General features: G+C 43.8%; 15 protein-coding genes. 14 read left to right on the forward strand and 1 reads right to left on the reverse strand.

Going from position 1 to position 18189, the window contains the following annotated elements; all coding sequences use genetic code 11:
• The 14 genes from dnaA (at nucleotide 1) to QN079_RS00070 (ending at nucleotide 16276) form a co-directional block, all read left to right on the forward strand.
• The gene (dnaA, locus tag QN079_RS00005; RefSeq protein ID WP_015508676.1) at nucleotides 1-1338 is read left to right on the forward strand and encodes a chromosomal replication initiator protein DnaA; all 1338 of its coding nucleotides are present in this window, start codon (nucleotides 1-3) and stop codon (nucleotides 1336-1338) included.
• 159 nt (nucleotides 1339-1497) lie between these two features.
• The gene (dnaN, locus tag QN079_RS00010; protein WP_005226354.1) at nucleotides 1498-2628 is read left to right on the forward strand and encodes a DNA polymerase III subunit beta; all 1131 of its coding nucleotides are present in this window, start codon (nucleotides 1498-1500) and stop codon (nucleotides 2626-2628) included.
• A gap of 222 nt (nucleotides 2629-2850) precedes the next feature.
• A complete protein-coding gene (yaaA, locus tag QN079_RS00015) occupies nucleotides 2851-3090 on the forward strand; it encodes a S4 domain-containing protein YaaA (RefSeq protein WP_015508677.1) in 240 nt (79 codons plus the stop codon).
• A complete protein-coding gene (gene recF / locus QN079_RS00020; protein ID WP_010748471.1) occupies nucleotides 3077-4189 on the forward strand; it encodes a DNA replication/repair protein RecF in 1113 nt (370 codons plus the stop codon). Before yaaA ends, recF begins: the two co-directional genes overlap by 14 nt.
• 5 nt (nucleotides 4190-4194) lie before the next feature.
• Nucleotides 4195-6144 carry a DNA topoisomerase (ATP-hydrolyzing) subunit B gene (gyrB, locus tag QN079_RS00025; protein WP_005226359.1) on the forward strand — a complete coding sequence of 650 codons (1950 nt, stop codon included), beginning with the start codon at nucleotides 4195-4197 and terminating at the stop codon, nucleotides 6142-6144.
• 23 nt (nucleotides 6145-6167) lie between these two features.
• The gene (gene gyrA / locus QN079_RS00030; protein ID WP_010748472.1) at nucleotides 6168-8693 is read left to right on the forward strand and encodes a DNA gyrase subunit A; all 2526 of its coding nucleotides are present in this window, start codon (nucleotides 6168-6170) and stop codon (nucleotides 8691-8693) included.
• A gap of 263 nt (nucleotides 8694-8956) precedes the next feature.
• Complete coding sequence (gene rpsF, locus QN079_RS00035) at nucleotides 8957-9256, forward strand: 30S ribosomal protein S6 (protein ID WP_005226363.1); 300 nt, start codon at nucleotides 8957-8959, stop codon at nucleotides 9254-9256.
• A 43-nt stretch (nucleotides 9257-9299) separates the two neighbouring features.
• Nucleotides 9300-9824: a single-stranded DNA-binding protein gene (ssb, locus tag QN079_RS00040; protein ID WP_005226365.1), complete on the forward strand. Its 525-nt coding sequence runs from the start codon at nucleotides 9300-9302 to the stop codon at nucleotides 9822-9824.
• Between the two features lie 23 nt (nucleotides 9825-9847).
• Complete coding sequence (gene rpsR, locus QN079_RS00045; RefSeq protein ID WP_005226367.1) at nucleotides 9848-10084, forward strand: 30S ribosomal protein S18; 237 nt, start codon at nucleotides 9848-9850, stop codon at nucleotides 10082-10084.
• 240 nt (nucleotides 10085-10324) lie between these two features.
• Complete coding sequence (locus tag QN079_RS00050) at nucleotides 10325-11773, forward strand: GGDEF domain-containing protein (RefSeq protein WP_015508681.1); 1449 nt, start codon at nucleotides 10325-10327, stop codon at nucleotides 11771-11773.
• 15 nt (nucleotides 11774-11788) lie between these two features.
• Nucleotides 11789-12241: a 50S ribosomal protein L9 gene (gene rplI, locus QN079_RS00055; RefSeq protein ID WP_005226371.1), complete on the forward strand. Its 453-nt coding sequence runs from the start codon at nucleotides 11789-11791 to the stop codon at nucleotides 12239-12241.
• Nucleotides 12242-12349: 108 nt separating this feature from the next.
• On the forward strand, nucleotides 12350-13720 hold the full coding sequence (gene dnaB, locus QN079_RS00060) for a replicative DNA helicase (RefSeq protein ID WP_289230173.1): 1371 nt from the start codon (nucleotides 12350-12352) through the stop codon (nucleotides 13718-13720).
• A gap of 247 nt (nucleotides 13721-13967) precedes the next feature.
• Entirely contained in the window at nucleotides 13968-15260 is a 1293-nt protein-coding gene (locus QN079_RS00065; protein WP_005232916.1) for an adenylosuccinate synthase, read from the forward strand.
• A gap of 140 nt (nucleotides 15261-15400) precedes the next feature.
• Nucleotides 15401-16276, forward strand: a complete 876-nt coding sequence (locus QN079_RS00070) for a DegV family protein (protein ID WP_016611673.1) — start codon at nucleotides 15401-15403, stop codon at nucleotides 16274-16276.
• 100 nt (nucleotides 16277-16376) lie between these two features.
• Here the strand turns inward: QN079_RS00070 and QN079_RS00075 are convergent, their stop codons facing one another.
• On the reverse strand, nucleotides 16377-17999 hold the full coding sequence (locus tag QN079_RS00075) for an ABC-F family ATP-binding cassette domain-containing protein (RefSeq protein WP_005226380.1): 1623 nt from the start codon (nucleotides 17997-17999) through the stop codon (nucleotides 16377-16379).
• Nucleotides 18000-18189 lie beyond the last annotated feature (190 nt).

Consider the following 18189-nt stretch of genomic DNA (forward strand, 5'->3'; position numbering starts at 1 on the left):
ATGCCATCTGCTGATTCTATTTGGCAAGATCTTCAACGTTCCTTTAAAGAAGAGCTGAATCCGGCCAGTTATAGTGCTTGGATCGAGACTGCCAATGTCTTGTCGTTTGAAAAAAATCAGCTGCTGATCGAAGTACCCAGCGATCTTCATAAATCTTATTGGGAAAAAAATCTAGCTGCCAAAATTGTTGAAATGGGATTTATGAAAACTGGTGAAGAATTGATTCCTAGTTTTGTGACTGTCGAAGAAGCAGAAGCTTTAAAAACAGCCCCTTCTACTATTCAAACAGCTGCAGAAGAAAACGAGCGGCCGCCGAAATCGATCTTAAATGAAAAATACACATTTGATACCTTTGTCATCGGGAAAGGCAATCAGATGGCCCACGCTGCTGCTTTAGTTGTTGCAGAAGATCCTGGGTCTATTTATAATCCGCTGTTCTTCTATGGTGGTGTTGGTTTAGGGAAAACCCACTTGATGCACGCGATCGGTCATCAAATGTTGCTGAAACGTCCCAATGCCAAAATCAAGTACGTTAGTAGTGAAAATTTCACCAATGATTTCATTACTTCTATTCAAAAGAACAAAATGGAAGATTTTCGAAACGAATACCGCAATGTTGATCTTTTGCTGGTGGATGATATTCAATTCTTAGTCAATAAAGAAGGAACCCAAGAAGAATTCTTTAATACCTTCGAAGAACTGTATCGCAATAATAAACAGATCGTCTTGACAAGTGATCGTTTGCCAAATGAGATCCCGACTTTGCCGGAACGTTTGGTTTCCCGTTTTGCTTGGGGCTTATCCGTTGATATCACCCCGCCGGATCTAGAGACGCGGACTGCGATTTTGCGGAAAAAAGCCGAAGCCGAACGCTTGGAGATCCCCGACGATACATTAAGTTATATCGCTGGGCAGATCGATTCGAATATCCGAGAACTTGAAGGAGCACTCGTGCGGGTGCAAGCTTTTGCTACGATGCAAAACTCAGACATTACAACGAGCTTAGCAGCTGAAGCCATTAAAGCCTTGAAATCAAGCCATGGCTCGACCCAAGTTTCGATTTTGCAGATCCAAGAAGAAGTCGCAAAATACTATCACATTCATGTCAATGATCTAAAAGGGAAAAAACGGGTCAAAGGCATCGTGGTTCCACGGCAGATCGCGATGTATCTCTCTCGAGAATTGACCGATAGTTCTTTACCAAAAATCGGCGGCGAATTTGGCGGCAAAGACCATACAACGGTCATTCATGCCCATGAAAAAATTCAGCATTTAGTCGAAACAGATCCCACGATCAAAAATGAGATCGCTGAAATCAAACAAATCCTCTTCAGCTGATCTGTGGATAAGAAAAGAAGAACCAAAAAAGTTGTCCACAAGTTATTCACAGGCATTTTCGTTAGTCTAATCACTCTTTTCTCAAGTTATCCACATTACTAACAAGCCTATTACTACTATTACTTTTATTTAATAACTATAAATTAAAGGAGTATCGCTATGAAGCTAACTTTAAACCGAACAGAGTTCATGCAAGAATTACAAACTGTCCAACGGGCGATTTCAACCAAAACCACCATCCCGATCTTAACTGGAGTAAAATTATCCCTTTCCGAAAAAGGATTGACCATGACGGGGAGCAACGCCGATATTTCCATTGAAACTTTTTTAAGTGTGGAAAACGAAAAAGCGCAAATGCAAATCGAAAAAACAGGAGCGATCGTTTTACAAGCACGTTTCTTCAGCGAAATTGTTCGTCGTTTGCCTGAAAGTACCTTAACGTTAGAAGTTTTAGACAATAATCAAGTAGCGATCACTTCTGGAAAAGCCAACTTTACCGTCAACGGCTTGGATGCCGATAGTTATCCACATTTACCAGTTGTCGAAAGTCAAGATTCGATCGAGATTCCAGCGCACGTATTGAATAAGGTCGTTAGTGAAACAGTCTTTGCGGTTTCGCAACACGAAAGCCGTCCGATCTTGACTGGGGTCCACTTTGTCTTAGAAAATCAAAAATTATTAGCTGTTGCGACGGACTCACACCGTTTGAGCCAACGGGTGATTCCATTGGAAAGCGGAGAAACAGCCTTCAACATCGTGATTCCTGGCAAAAGCTTAACGGAACTTTCTCGTTCCTTAACAGATGAAGAAGAAGCGATCCAAATCAGCATTATGGATAACCAAGTATTGTTCCAAACGAAAACCATGAAATTCTATTCTCGTTTATTGGAAGGAACTTACCCAGATACCAACCGTCTGATTCCTTCAAGCTTCAATACTGAGATTGAATTTTCTGTCCCAGAATTGTTACAAGCCATCGAACGGGCGTCATTGCTTTCTCATGAAGGCCGTAACAACATCGTTCGTTTGGCGATCTCCGAAGAAGCCGTTGTCTTATATGGAAACTCACCAGAAATCGGGAAAGTCGAAGAAGATCTTTCTTTTGAAAAAGTGACCGGCGACCCATTAGAGATCTCTTTCAATCCTGACTATATGAAAGCAGCACTCCGAGCATTTGGTGACACCAGCATTGTGATCCGCTTTATCTCAGCGATCCGTCCCTTTACATTGGAGCCGACAGAGAGCAAAGGCAGCTTTATCCAGCTGATCACACCGGTGCGAACCAACTAGTTTTTCATGTCTTTTGAAAAAAGTTGAAACAATCTTCTGAAAATGAATAAATGAGTTAAAAGGGCTTAAAATCGTTTTTAAGCCCTTTTTTCTATTTTGGCTTCTTTTTTGTCTAAAAGCAGTAAGTCTTCTGAGAATGAAAAATATGCCGATGAATTTGTTTTCTTGGCAAAAAAAGAGTATAATAGAGCTAAACGCTCTTTGATAGAATTGAGGGGAATTATGAAAATGCAAATACCGTTAGAAACGGAATACATGACACTTGGACAAATGCTCAAAGAAGTCAGTGTGATCAGCAGCGGCGGCCAAGCGAAATGGTACCTTGCAGAGCACACCGTTTTTGTCGACGGCGAGCCAGAAAATCGACGAGGGCGCAAATTGTATGCGGGAATGCGTGTTGAGCTACCTGATGAAGGTACTTTTTTTATGGTGAAGAAGGAAGACGCCGATGCGCCTGAATGAGTTGCATTTAAGCAATTATCGGAACTATGATTCGCTGACACTGACTTTTGAGAAAGGTCTGGTCATTTTTTTAGGCGAAAACGCGCAAGGAAAAACCAATATTTTAGAAAGCATCTATGTATTGGCGATGACCAAAAGCCACCGCACCTCCAGCGAGCAAGAGCTTATCCGCTGGGACACAGAAGGGGCGCGGATCTCTGGCAGTGTCAGTCGGGGGCGCTCAACGATCCCGTTAGAACTGTTTTTGTCAAAAAAAGGACGAAAAACGAAAGTAAACCACATTGAGCAAAAAAAGCTCAGTAGTTACATAGGGCAGTTGAATGTCATTTTATTTGCTCCAGAAGACCTCTCCCTTGTAAAAGGAAGTCCCCAAGTCCGCCGCAAATTTCTCGATATGGAAATAGGGCAGATCGATCCAATCTATCTTTATGATCTCGTTCAATACCAATCCGTTTTGAAACAGCGCAATCAATACTTAAAACAGCTGAATGAAAAAAAACAGACCGATGAGATCTATTTAGATGTTTTGACGGAACAGCTGGTGGCTTTCGGCAGTAAAATCATTTTAGCCAGACAACGATTTGTTCAGCGCTTGGCGTATTGGGCAAATCAGCTGCACCAAAAGATCAGCCAAGGAAAAGAAACCTTGCAGATCGACTACTTATCGAATGTGCCTGGTGAGGCGAGTACGCTGGAGGAGATCCAACAGCAATTTGTCAAAGCCTTGGCACTAGTCAAAGACCGTGAACGATTTCGGCAAGTCACGTTGGCAGGTCCCCATCGAGACGATCTGGATTTTTTGATCAATGAGAAAAATGTTCAGACTTTTGGTTCGCAAGGACAGCAGCGAACGACCGCCTTAAGTGTTAAATTGGCAGAAATCGATTTGATGAAAGAAGAAACGGGGGAATATCCCGTCCTTTTATTAGATGACGTTATGAGTGAGCTGGATGATTCCCGACAACTGCATTTATTGGAGACCATTGAAGGAAAAGTTCAGACCTTTCTGACAACGACGACATTAGAACATGTGAAAGACAAAATGTCTGTGGAAGCAGAGATTTTTTATGTAGAGCAAGGACATATTAAAGGAGAATAGACTGAATGACAGAAGAAGAAAAAAGCTTAGTTGAACGTGCAAAAGCCTATGATGCCAGTCAGATCCAAGTGTTGGAAGGACTAGAAGCCGTCCGCAAACGACCTGGGATGTATATTGGTTCTACCAGTTCAGAAGGTTTGCACCACTTAGTATGGGAAATCGTCGATAACTCGATCGATGAAGCACTAGCAGGCTTTGCCTCAAGTATTCAAGTGATCATTGAACCAGATAATAGTATTACGGTCGTCGATGACGGTCGGGGGATCCCCGTTGATATCCAAGCCAAAACAGGCCGTCCAGCGGTAGAAACCGTCTTTACGATCCTGCATGCCGGCGGGAAATTCGGCGGTGGCGGCTACAAAGTATCTGGTGGACTGCACGGGGTAGGTTCCTCCGTCGTTAATGCGTTATCCACGACTTTAGACGTAAAAGTCTATAAAGAAGGCAAAGTGTATTATCAAGAATACCATCGTGGGGCAGTCGTTGATGACTTGAAAGTGATCGATGAAACCGACCGCCACGGAACGACCGTCCACTTTGTTCCAGATCCAGAGATCTTTACGGAAACAACCGTATTCAATTTTGATAAATTAGCGACACGGGTTCGGGAATTAGCCTTCTTGAACCGTGGCTTAAAAATCTCGATCGAAGACAAACGGGAAGAAAAACCCGTCTTGAAAGAATATCATTACGACGGCGGGATCAAGAGCTATGTGGAGCATTTGAATGCAAGTAAGACAGTGATTTTCCCAGATCCGATCTACTTAGAAGGAGAACAACAAGGAATCACGGTTGAAGTTTCCATGCAATATACCGATAGCTACCACAGCAACCTGTTGAGTTTTGCCAACAACATCCATACCTATGAAGGCGGAACCCATGAATTCGGGTTTAAGACTGCCTTGACACGGGTGATCAATGATTACGCCCGCAAGTCAAAATTGATGAAAGAAAACGACGAAAACCTGACCGGAGAAGATGTTCGGGAAGGATTGACGGCAGTTATCTCTATCAAGCATCCAGATCCTCAGTTTGAGGGACAAACGAAAACCAAATTAGGAAATTCGGAAGTGCGGACAGTCACTGATCGTCTCTTTTCCGAACATTTCACGAAATTCTTGATGGAAAACCCGAATGTGGGTCGTCAAGTCGTGGAAAAAGGACTTTTGGCATCAAAAGCCCGTCAAGCAGCCAAACGTGCCCGAGAAATGACTCGCCGAAAAGGTGCGTTAGAAATCAGTAACTTACCTGGGAAATTAGCCGACTGTTCCAGTAATGATCCAGAAAAATGCGAATTGTTTATCGTCGAAGGAGATTCTGCCGGCGGTTCAGCAAAACAAGGCCGCAGTCGCGAATTCCAAGCGATCTTACCGATCCGTGGGAAAATTTTAAATGTCGAAAAAGCCAGCATGGACAAAATCTTAGCAAACGAAGAGATCCGTTCATTGTTTACGGCAATGGGAACTGGGTTTGGTGCTGATTTTGATGTAGCAAAAGCCCGTTACCACAAGCTAGTTATCATGACCGATGCCGATGTCGATGGTGCCCATATTCGGACCCTGCTTTTGACGCTGTTCTATCGTTATATGCGTCCAATCGTTGAAGCTGGTTATGTCTATATCGCACAACCGCCATTGTACGGTGTCAAACAAGGGAAAAATATCCACTATATCCAACCCGGCAAGAATGCCGAACAAGATTTGAAAAATACGATTGAATCACTGCCTGCGACACCAAAACCAACGGTTCAACGCTACAAAGGTCTAGGGGAAATGGATGACCACCAGTTATGGGAAACCACGATGGACCCTGAAAACCGGATGATGCTGCGGGTCAGCGTAGATGATGCCATAGAAGCCGATCAAATTTTTGAAATGCTGATGGGGGATCGCGTCGAACCAAGACGGGCCTTTATCGAAGAAAACGCGCACTACGTGAAAAATCTTGACATCTAGCCAATCGTAGAGGAGGAAACAGCTTGAGTGAAGAAGCAAAACAAAATATTCATGACGTCAATCTGACCAGTGAAATGCGCGAGTCCTTTATCGATTATGCAATGAGTGTAATTGTTGCTAGGGCTTTACCAGATGTGCGGGATGGCTTAAAGCCGGTTCACCGCCGAATTTTATATGGAATGAATGAATTAGGGGTCACACCAGACAAGCCCCATAAAAAATCAGCCCGGATCGTCGGCGATGTCATGGGGAAATACCATCCCCATGGGGACAGTGCGATCTATGAATCAATGGTGCGGATGGCACAGCCCTTTAGCTATCGCTACATGCTAGTCGATGGCCACGGAAACTTTGGTTCAGTCGATGGTGACGGTGCCGCTGCGATGCGGTATACCGAAGCCCGCATGAGTAAACTGGCGATGGAGATGCTGCGGGACATCAACAAAGATACCGTTGATTTCCAAAGCAACTATGATGATACAGAACGAGAACCAGCGGTATTACCTGCCCGCTTCCCGAACCTTTTGGTCAACGGGACGACTGGGATCGCTGTTGGGATGGCGACCAATATCCCGCCTCATAACTTGAATGAAGTCATTGCAGCCATCGATCTATTGATGGAAAATCCAGAAGTCACAACGAGTGAATTGATGGAAGTCCTACCAGGACCAGACTTCCCAACTGGCGGGATCGTGATGGGAAAATCCGGTATTCGCCGTGCCTATGAAACAGGGAAAGGGTCGATCACTGTTCGCGGAAAAGTCGAAGTGACTGAAATGCCCAACGGCAAAGAACGGATCTTAGTGACTGAATTGCCATATATGGTCAATAAAGCGAAGTTGATCGAACGGATCTCTGAGCTGCACCGTGACAAACGGATCGAAGGAATCACCGATCTGCGGGATGAATCGTCTCGTGAAGGCATGCGGATCGTGATCGACGTTCGTCGCGACGTCAGTGCGTCGGTGATCTTAAATAATCTCTACAAAATGACAGCACTGCAATCTTCTTTTGGCTTTAATATGTTAGCCATTGAAAAAGGCGTGCCGAAGATTTTGAGCTTGAAACGAATTTTAGAAAACTACATCGAGCACCAACAAGAAGTGGTGACTCGTCGGACACAGTTTGATAAAAACAAAGCAGAAGCTCGTGCCCACATCTTGGAAGGGTTACGGATCGCATTGGATCATATCGATGAGATCATTGCTTTGATCCGGGCCTCAAATTCTGATGATGAAGCAAAAAATAGCATGATGGAGCGCTTCAAATTGTCCGATCGCCAAGCGCAAGCGATTTTAGATATGCGTTTGCGTCGCTTGACTGGTTTGGAACGCGACAAGATCGAAAACGAGTACCAAGGCTTGTTAGAATTTATCGCTGATTTGACAGACATTTTAGCAAATCCACAACGGGTCCTAGAGATCATCCAAACGGAGTTGCAAGAATTAGGCCAACGCTTTGGCGATGATCGCCGGACTGAATTATTGGTTGGGGAAGTCTTAAGTCTTGAAGATGAAGATTTGATCGAAGAAGAAGAAATCGTCATTACCTTGACGAACAATGGGTACATCAAACGAGTAGCTAAGTCTGAATTCCGTGCACAACGCCGCGGCGGACGTGGCGTTCAAGGAATGGGGATCCACGATGAAGACTTCGTGAAGACGTTGGTTTCTTGTTCGACTCATGACACATTACTGTTCTTCACCAATAAAGGGAAAGTTTATAAAGCCAAAGGCTATGAAATTCCTGAGTATGGTCGGGCAGCCAAAGGGATCCCTGTGATCAATCTCCTAGGGATCGATTCTAGCGAACGGATCGAAGCGATCATTTCGGCTTCTGGTGGGCCTCAAGAAGGACGCTACTTGTTCTTCACGACGCGTCTAGGTGTGGTCAAACGGACCTCAGTGACGGCCTTTTCAAATATCCGTGCCAATGGTCTGATTGCGATCGGTCTTCGGGAAAATGATGAGTTGGTCAATGTAATTGAAACCCACGGCGAAGATGTCGTGATCATCGGAACCCACGATGGCTACTCTGTGACCTTCAAAGAAGCCCTTGTGCGGGATATGGGCCGAACAGCTGCTGGTGTGCGAGGCATTCGTCTAAGAGACGGAGACTACGTGGTAGGCGCTGCAGTGATCACAGAAGACAGTGAAGTCTTGGTCATCACTGAGAACGGCTATGGCAAGCGTACCAAAGGCTCTGAATACCCAATCAAAGGTCGGGGCGGAAAAGGGATCAAAACAGCCAACATTACGGCGAAAAATGGTCCATTAGCCGGCTTGACGACGGTCAGCGGTGAGGAAGACATCATGGTGATCACCGATAAAGGCGTCTTGATTCGTTTCAATGTAGCGACTGTTTCCCAAACTGGTCGGGCAACCTTAGGGGTTCGTTTGATGAAGATGGAAAACAATGCCAAAGTAGTGACGATGGCAACGGTTGAACCAGAAGTCGAAGAAGAACTAGCGACTGCTGAAGAAACAGCGGTACAAGACGTACCAGTTGTGGAAGAAGCAACGGAAGACACCACGGATACACAAGAATAAGCAATACGTTTTCTAGGAAGACAGCAAGCTGCGAACCTGCAGCTTGCTGTCTTCTTACTCTTTTTCAAAAAATCGGCAGCAGCTGACGTATTTATCAGTGTAAGCGATTGTTTGCGGTGATGGGTAGATGCAGGGACGCAAAAAAACAGCTTGCAGTAAGGACGAAAAAAGTGTATAATAATTATTTGTGAGTAGTCTAATTAGACCACTCTCTCTGCTCCTAGAAAACTAGGGGCCAAAGTCCACAGGGAGGTGAAAAATCAATGGAAAACACGAAATATGAGATTTTATATATCATTCGTCCAAACATTGATGAAGAAGCAAAAGCCGCATTGATCGCTCGTTTTGACTCAATCTTAACTGATAACGGCGCTGAAGTTATCGAATCAAAAGATTGGCAAAAACGCCGTCTAGCGTATGAAATGGATGGATTCCGTGAGGGTATCTATCACATCGTTAAAGTTTCTTCTTCAACAACTGCAAGTGCAATCAACGAGTTTGACCGTCTTGCGAAAATCAATGATGACATTATCCGTCACATGATTGTCAAAGAAGAAGCATAATATTGTTTCACATGAAACAAAAGCGATGAGGAGATGATGAACTTTGATTAATAATGTTGTACTAGTAGGAAGACTAACCAAAGATCCTGATTTACGTTACACTTCTAATGGCACTGGTGTCGCAACCTTTACCTTGGCGGTAAACCGCAATTTTACCAACCAAAGTGGAGAGCGCGAAGCTGATTTCATCAACTGTGTTATTTGGAGAAAACCAGCGGAAACATTAGCAAACTATGCACGCAAAGGAACTTTATTAGGGGTTACTGGACGTATTCAAACCCGTTCATACGACAACCAACAAGGCCAACGTGTTTATGTAACAGAAGTCGTTGCTGACAACTTCCAATTATTAGAGTCGCGGAATGCTTCCGAGCAAAGACGCACAACTGATAGCGGATCTGGCAGTAACAATACGTATAACTCAAACAGTTCTTCTGGATTTGGTAACAATAACTCAAATCAAACTCAATCCTCTCAACCATCAGGAATGCCTAATTTTGATCGAGACAACTCCGATCCATTCGGAAACTCATCAATCGACATTTCAGACGATGATTTACCATTCTAAGAAATTGATAGGAGGGAAATAGGATGGCACAACAAAGAAGAGGCGGACGCAAACGTCGTAAAGTAGACTACATTGCTGCAAACCATATTGAACATATCGATTATAAAGATATTGAATTACTAAAACGTTTCATTTCAGAACGTGGTAAAATCTTACCACGTCGTGTAACTGGTACTGGTGCGAAAAACCAACGCAAACTTACCATTGCAATCAAACGTGCGCGTATCATGGGATTACTTCCATTCGTAGGCGAAGAATAAATCGAATGATTTTTATTGACAAGTTTCTTTTGAAGCTTGTCAATTTTTTTATCCATCGAAGAGTAACTTGTTATTTTATATATAGATAGAATAACGAATGATAGAAATTTTTTCCTGGTTGGTTCACCAAAAAAGTTTCACGTGGAACTTTTTTGCATCAATCGCCTATTTGATTGTTTTGTGGTAAAATAAGGAACAAAGCTTCAAAAAAATGGGATGATACATTGAGGGGTAAAAAAGATGGCAGCAATTGGGTTGATTTCAATTGATAATTACGATGATTTGATTGAGAAAAAAGACGACAAACAAGTTTCTTATTTGAACTCGCTGATCACGACATTGATTTCTGATTGGGCAAGTGAGAATCATGTTTTTTACAAACGAATCAATTCCGAGCGGTTTCTTTTCGTCGCGAAGTATTCAGATATTGAGCGGATGAAGGAAGAAAAATTCCAATTTTTGACTAGAGTACGGCAAGTTGCGGAGAAAAATGATCTGCCATTAACGATCAGTATGGGGATCTCCTATGGGGAAGAGTCTTTTGAAGAGATCGGGGAAGTGGCACAAAACAATCTCGACATTGCGTTAGTTCGCGGCGGTGATCAAGTCGTTTTAAAAGAAGCCAAAGAAGAAGCGAAACCGCAATTCTTTGGTGGCAATACAGACGGCACACCTAAGAGAACGCGTGTTCGTTCTCGTGCCATGAGTACGGCGTTGAGAAAGATTTTTGCTGAAAACCAGCGGATCTTTATCATGGGTCATCGTTACCCAGACATGGATGCCTTAGGTTCGGCTTTTGGGGTGGCATACATGGCAATGATGAGCGACAAAGAATGCTACATCATTTTAAATCCAAAAGAGATCACCGCAGACATTCAGCGGGCATTGGAAGAATTGAAAAAATACCCCGAGTTGGAACGATTTGTGATCACTGGGGAAGAAGCAGTTAATTTATCAAATGAAGAAAGTGTGCTAGTGATGGTAGATTACCATAAGCCATCGATGTCGATCTCGCAAGCGGTCTATGATGAATTTGACAAAATCGCAGTGATCGATCACCATCGTCGCGGGGATGAGTTTCCCGATAAGCCACTATTGACGTATATTGAATCTTCCGCATCTTCGGCATCGGAACTGGTAGCAGAATTGATCCAGTATCGTGCTTCTCGCAGATCGCAAGTCCCGAAATTTATTACGACTTCTTTATTAGCGGGCATCTACGTGGATACGAAGAACTTCACGGTGCGAACCACTGGTCGGACCTTTGATATTGCTGGTTATTTGAAAAACCAAGGCGCAGATACGTCATTGGTTCAATACATGTTGAGTACAGATCTCGATTCCTATTTGATGATCAGTGAACTGGTTTCTCGCAGCCAGCATTTCCGAGAAGATATCGTGATTGCTGCAGCGGATGAAGATCGGGTGTACGATAGTGTCACCGTTGCGAAAGCGGCCGATACACTGCTATCGATCAATGGGATCCATGCCGCATTTGTCATTACGAAACAACCAGGAGATTTGATCGGTATCAGTGCTAGAAGCACTGGTAAAGTCAATGTACAAACCTTGATGGAGGCATTAGGCGGCGGCGGACATTTTACCAACGCAGCCACGCAAATAAAGAACAGCAGCATTGGTGATGTAGAAAACCAGCTGCGAGCGGAATTAACGAAAAATGAACAATAACAAGGAGTGACCAAGATGAAAGTTATTTTCTTACAAGATGTCAAAGGCAAAGGCAAAAAAGGCGATATCAAGGAAGTCCCTAATGGCTACGCACAAAACTTTCTGATCAAAAACAACTTAGCCAAACCTGCCAACAATGAAAGCATGGCAGAATTAAAAGGCAAACAAAAAGCCAAAGAAAAACAAGACGCAGAAGTCTTAGCAGAAGCGAAAGAGTTAAAAGCACTTCTTGAAAAAGAAGAAACCGTTGTGAAGATCAATGCCAAAGCAGGGGAAGATGGCCGCTTGTTCGGTTCGATCCCATCAAAACAAATCGCAGATGCCTTGAACAAGCAATACAAAATCAAGATCGACAAACGCAAAATCGAATTGGATCAGCCGATCCGTGCATTAGGCTTTACGCAAGTACCTGTAAAATTGCACCCACAAGTAACAGCAACGATCAATGTTCATACCATCCAAGAATAAGCATTACTCCCAACAGTCACATGTTGGGGTTTTTTTCGGCAAACGTCCAAGCAATCTTGTACTTTGGATGGGAATCTTGTAGAATGAATGGACGAAGGAGCGAATGGCATGAATGAAGTTTGGCAAAATCAAGTTCCCCCACAAGATATTGAAGCGGAACAAGCGGTCCTAGGGGCAGTCTTTTTAGATGCCGATGCGATCATCGATGCAATGGAAGTAATCGCCCCAAAAGATTTTTATCGCCGCAGCCATCAAATAATTTTTCAAGCAATGATCCAGTTGAACGACCGTAGTGAATCGATCGACTTGATTACGTTGAAAGCAGAAATTGAAAAAAGCAACAGTCTTGAAGATGTTGGCGGCCTGACGTATCTGACTGAATTGAGTCAAGCTTCACCATCAGCAGCAAGTATTGCTTATTATGCGAAGATCGTTGACGACAAAGCCACGTTACGCAATCTGATCCAAACAGCGAGCCGCATCGTAACCAAAGGCTTTGAACAAGATGAAGATGTGCAGTCGATCATTGATCAAGCAGAAAAAAGTATTTTAGAAGTATCCGAAAAGCGCAATAGCAATGGCTTCCAATCGATAGCGGAAGTCTTGAATCGGACGATCGAAACGATCGATCAGTTGGCGCAAAACAATGAAGAAATCACCGGATTACCTACGGGTTATGCGGCTTTAGACAAAATGACGGCGGGGCTGCAAAAAGAAGAGCTGATTATTCTCGCTGCCCGCCCCGCGGTAGGGAAAACCGCGTTTGCCTTGAATATCGCGCAAAATGTCGGAACGAAAACCGATCGTTCCGTAGCGATCTTTAGTCTGGAAATGGGGGCTGAATCATTGGTCAATCGGATGCTGTGTGCGGAAGGCTCGATTGAGGCCAGTCACTTGCGGACGGGGCAGCTCTCAGAAGAAGAGTGGCGGAATTTGATCGTTGCCATGGGCAGTCTTTCTAACGCCAATATCTATATCGATGATACCCCTGGGATCAAGATCTCTGAGATTCGGGCACGTTGTCGGAAACTGGCGCAAGAAAAAGGTAATCTCGGCTTGATTTTGATCGACTACTTGCAGCTGATTGAAGGAACGGGTCGCGAAAACCGCCAACAAGAAGTCTCTGAGATCTCTCGCCAATTAAAGAAACTGGCGAAGGAATTAAAAGTGCCAGTGATCGCACTGTCTCAGCTTTCTCGGGGTGTGGAACAACGACAAGACAAGCGTCCTGTTTTAAGTGATATTCGGGAATCAGGATCGATTGAGCAGGATGCCGATATCGTTGCTTTCTTGTACCGAGATGACTACTACCGCAGCGAAGGCGACGATGACGATGAACCAGAAGAACAACAAAACAACAATGTGATCGAAGTCATTATCGAGAAAAACCGGAGTGGTGCCCGGGGGACCGTCGAACTTCTATTTATCAAAGAATACAATAAGTTCTCCTCGGTCTCGCCGCGAGAAGAGTTCGGGTAAGACACCAACGATGTGAGAAACCAAGGCTCCTGCTGCCGTCTGCATTGCGCTGATGGCAGCAGGGCTTTTTTTATGTGCTGACTTTATTCGTTTTTACGTGTATAAATAATTATTGAGAAGAAAATAGTTCGTTTTTTACCCCTGAAAAATGAGAATTTAAAACGATTATTCGATTTTAGATTGAAAGAGCTTGCGAATCTTGTTACAATACTTAAGGAATGCACTAATTAAAGAAAGAGGTCATTATATGTCATCTGTAGTAGTAGTAGGTACACAATGGGGCGATGAAGGTAAAGGAAAGATTACGGACTTTTTGAGTGAAAACGCGGAAGTCATTGCACGTTATCAAGGTGGAGACAATGCCGGCCATACGATTAAATTTGACGGTGTGACCTATAAACTGCATTTGATTCCTTCTGGGATCTTTTATGCAGATAAAATCAGTGTCATTGGAAACGGGGTCGTTGTGAACCCGAAATCATTAGTTAAAGAATTAGCATACTTGAAAGAAAACAATATAATAACAGAAAACTTAAAGATCTCTGATCGTGCTCATGTTATTTTACCTTACCATATCCATTTGGATCAGCTGCAAGAAGATGCCAAAGGTGACAACAAGATCGGTACGACGATCAAAGGGATTGGACCAGCCTATATGGATAAAGCTGCCAGAGTCGGCATTCGGATCGCTGATCTTTTAGACAAAGAAATTTTTGAAGAACGTCTGCGTATCAACTTAGAAGAAAAAAATCGTCAATTCGTGAAAATGTTTGACGCAGAGCCAATCGCTTTTGAAGACATTTTTGAAGAGTATTACGAATATGGCCAACAAATCAAAAAATATGTGACGGATACTTCGGTGATCCTTAACGATGCCTTAGATGAAGGCAAACGAGTTTTATTTGAAGGGGCACAAGGCGTGATGCTGGATATCGACCAAGGAACCTATCCTTTCGTGACATCATCCAACCCCGTTGCTGGAGGTGTCACCATCGGTAGTGGTGTGGGCCCTTCAAAAATCAACAAAGTCGTTGGTGTCTGCAAAGCTTACACCTCTCGGGTAGGAGATGGTCCTTTCCCAACGGAACTGTTTGATGAAACAGGTGAACAAATTCGTAAGATCGGTCGTGAATACGGAACAACGACAGGACGTCCTCGCCGTGTGGGCTGGTTTGATACCGTCGTGATGCGCCATTCAAAACGGGTTTCAGGGATCACGAACCTATCCCTTAACTCGATCGATGTTTTGAGCGGCTTAGAAACCGTGAAGATCTGTACCGCTTATGAACTAGATGGCGAATTGATCTATCATTACCCAGCAAGCTTGAAAGAGTTGAACCGCTGCAAACCAGTCTACGAAGAACTTCCTGGCTGGTCTGAAGACATTACTGGCTGCAAAACATTGGCAGATCTGCCAGAAAATGCACGCAATTACGTTCACCGCATCTCTGAATTAGTCGGTGTCCGCATTTCGACCTTCTCGGTAGGACCAGACCGCAGCCAAACCAACATTTTAGAAAGTGTTTGGGCGCAAATCTAATCTGACGTAAAAGCATCAGAACAAGACGAAGATTTCCTATGTCAAAAGCAGTCAACGATAAGTTTGGCTGCTTTTGATGAGAATTTCTTCTGTCTTGTTCTTTTTTTGCTATAATAGGGGGTAACGAGAGGGGTGAAACCATGTTTCAAATCATGACAGATTCCTGCTGTGATTTACCAGCAGCAAGATTAGCGGAGCTAGATGTTGCGTATATTCCGATGCTGATCGAATTAGACGGCAAAGAATATATCGATGATATGGGCAAAGAATTTGATACGGAATGGTTTTTAGGAAAACTAAAAGAACATGCGCAGCCGACAACTTCTCAAATCAATGTCGGACGTTATATGGAGTATTTTCGGCCGTATGTCGAAGCGGGCACACCGGTCCTTTATTTAGGTTTTTCTTCAGGAATGAGCGGCTCATTCCAAAGTGCCGTCCAAGCCGTAGCCTTACTAAAAGAAGAATACAAAGAAGTTGCGATCACCTTGATCGATACGCGCTCTGCGAGTTTAGGCGAAGGCTTCTTAGTGGCTGAAGCAGCCCAACAAAAAGCCCAAGGACGTTCGTTGCTAGAAGTCAGCCAATGGGTAGAAGAAAACAAACTGCGTTTAGATTCATGGGTCACCGTCGACGATTTAAAACAATTGGAACGCGGCGGCAGAATCTCTAAAACGGCGGCAGCGATCGGCGGATTGCTGAACGTGAAACCAATTATTACCGTCGATACTGCGGGAAAATTACGCAGCGTTGATCGAGTGCGGGGACGCAACAAAGCGATCCAAAAAATCGTGGATCAAACCATCGCCAATCTTCACGAATCAAAAACCAATACGGTTTATTTTGCCAATGCTGGCGATGCCGAAGCAGCGGAGAAAGTCATCAAACGTTTGACCGAAAAAGTTCCTGACATTATTATTCATCATTATCCATTAGGTCCAACGATCTCCAGTCATACCGGCTACGGCTGCTTGGCGCTGTTTTCATTCGGCAAAGCCCGTTTAGAACAAGCGTAACCTGCCAAAAATACCCGAAGCACCTAGACAAAATAAAAGAAACGCTCCAGTTGCAGCCTTGGTGGCGGGCAACTGGAGCGTTCTTTTTTTCAAAAGCAGCTTATTGATTCATTTCTGCTACGCGTTTTTGGACATCTTTGTTTTCTAAGAATTCATCGTAGGTCGTTTCGGCACGATCCACCACGCCTTTGCTAGAGACCGCAATGATACGGTTCGCAAGGGTTTGAATAAATTGGTGGTCATGAGAAGCAAACAACAATGAGCCGGTGAAGGCCATCAAGCCATCGTTTAATGCGGTGATCGATTCTAAGTCCAAGTGATTGGTTGGATCATCCAATACCAATACGTTGGCTTTTGAAAGCATCATTTTCGACAACATGCAGCGAACTTTTTCGCCCCCGGAAAGAACATTGACGGGTTTTAATACTTCGTCACCAGAGAATAACATGCGACCTAGGAAGCTGCGCAAGAAGGTATTGTCGTCTTCTTCTTTGCTTGCGTATTGACGCAACCAATCAACGATCGGGGTATCCGTATCAAATTCGCTGGTCGTATCTTTTGGCAAGTAGGCATGCTGCGTGGTCACGCCCCAACGAACACTACCTGTATCAGGAGTGATTTCCCCCATGATGACTTTGAATAGCGTCGTGGTGGTGATATCGCTATTGGCAACAAAAGCGACTTTGTCGTCTTTATTCAAGGTGAAAGAGATATTGTCTAAAATCTTTTTGCCGTCGATCGTCACACTGACATTGTCGACTTGCAGCAAGTCATTCCCGATTTCACGTTCTGGTTTAAAACCGACAAACGGGTAACGGCGAGACGAAGGTTGAATATCATCAAGAGTGATTTTATCCAACATTTTTTTCCGAGATGTTGCTTGTTTGGATTTTGATGCATTGGCACTAAAGCGTGCGATAAAGTCTTGCAGTTCTTTGATCTGCTCTTCTTTTTTGGCATTTGATTGGGATTGTAATTTCGCAGCTAATTGGCTTGATTCCAACCAGAAATCATAGTTGCCGACAAACAATTTGATTTTGCCGAAGTCTAGATCGGCCATATGGGTACAAACTTTATTTAAGAAGTGGCGGTCATGGGAAACAACAATGACGGTGTTGTCAAAGTTGATCAGAAACTCTTCTAACCAGTTGATAGATTGGATATCCAATCCGTTGGTAGGCTCATCTAGGAGCAAGACGTCTGGCTTACCGAAAAGGGCTTGTGCCAGTAAGACTTTCACCCGTTGACCAGCAGTTAGATCTTTCATCAAGACATGATGCAATTCATCGGGAATGTTCAAGCCTTGCAAAAGAACAGCTGCTTCGGGCTCTGCTTCCCAGCCATCAAGTTCCGCAAATTCGCCTTCTAGTTCGGCGGCACGAATCCCATCTTCATCAGAAAAGTCTTCCTTCATGTAGATCGCGTCTTTTTCTTTCATCACTTCGTAGAGACGTTTATGGCCCATGATGACCGTTTCGATCACTGGAAACTCTTCGTAATCATAGTGGTTCTGCTTCAAGACAGCCATCCGTTCATCAGGACCTAAAGACACATTCCCGGTTGAAGGTTGGATCTCACCAGATAAAATTTTTAAAAAAGTTGATTTACCAGCACCATTTGCACCAATCAAACCATAACAATTACCAGGCGTAAACTTAATATTAACATCATCAAACAGTTTGCGGTCTGAAAAATGCAAACTTACATCACTTACTGTAATCAATTCTTTTCCTCACTTTATATAAATTGACATGGAGTCTCCTAGCATTATAGCGATGAATGTTGAAACTTTCAAGTAAAGCCGAGGATTTCATCAGGAAAGGCTTAGGGCTGGTGAAAGAAAAATTTTGGCTGCTGCTGCCTTCCTAGTAGAACCTGACGGCTTCCTATGCTAGAGTATTGGTAGAATAGTT

The sequence above is a fragment of the Enterococcus sp. FZMF genome (assembly GCF_030263915.1).
GTDB classification, from domain to species: Bacteria; Bacillota; Bacilli; order Lactobacillales; family Enterococcaceae; genus Enterococcus_D; species Enterococcus_D casseliflavus.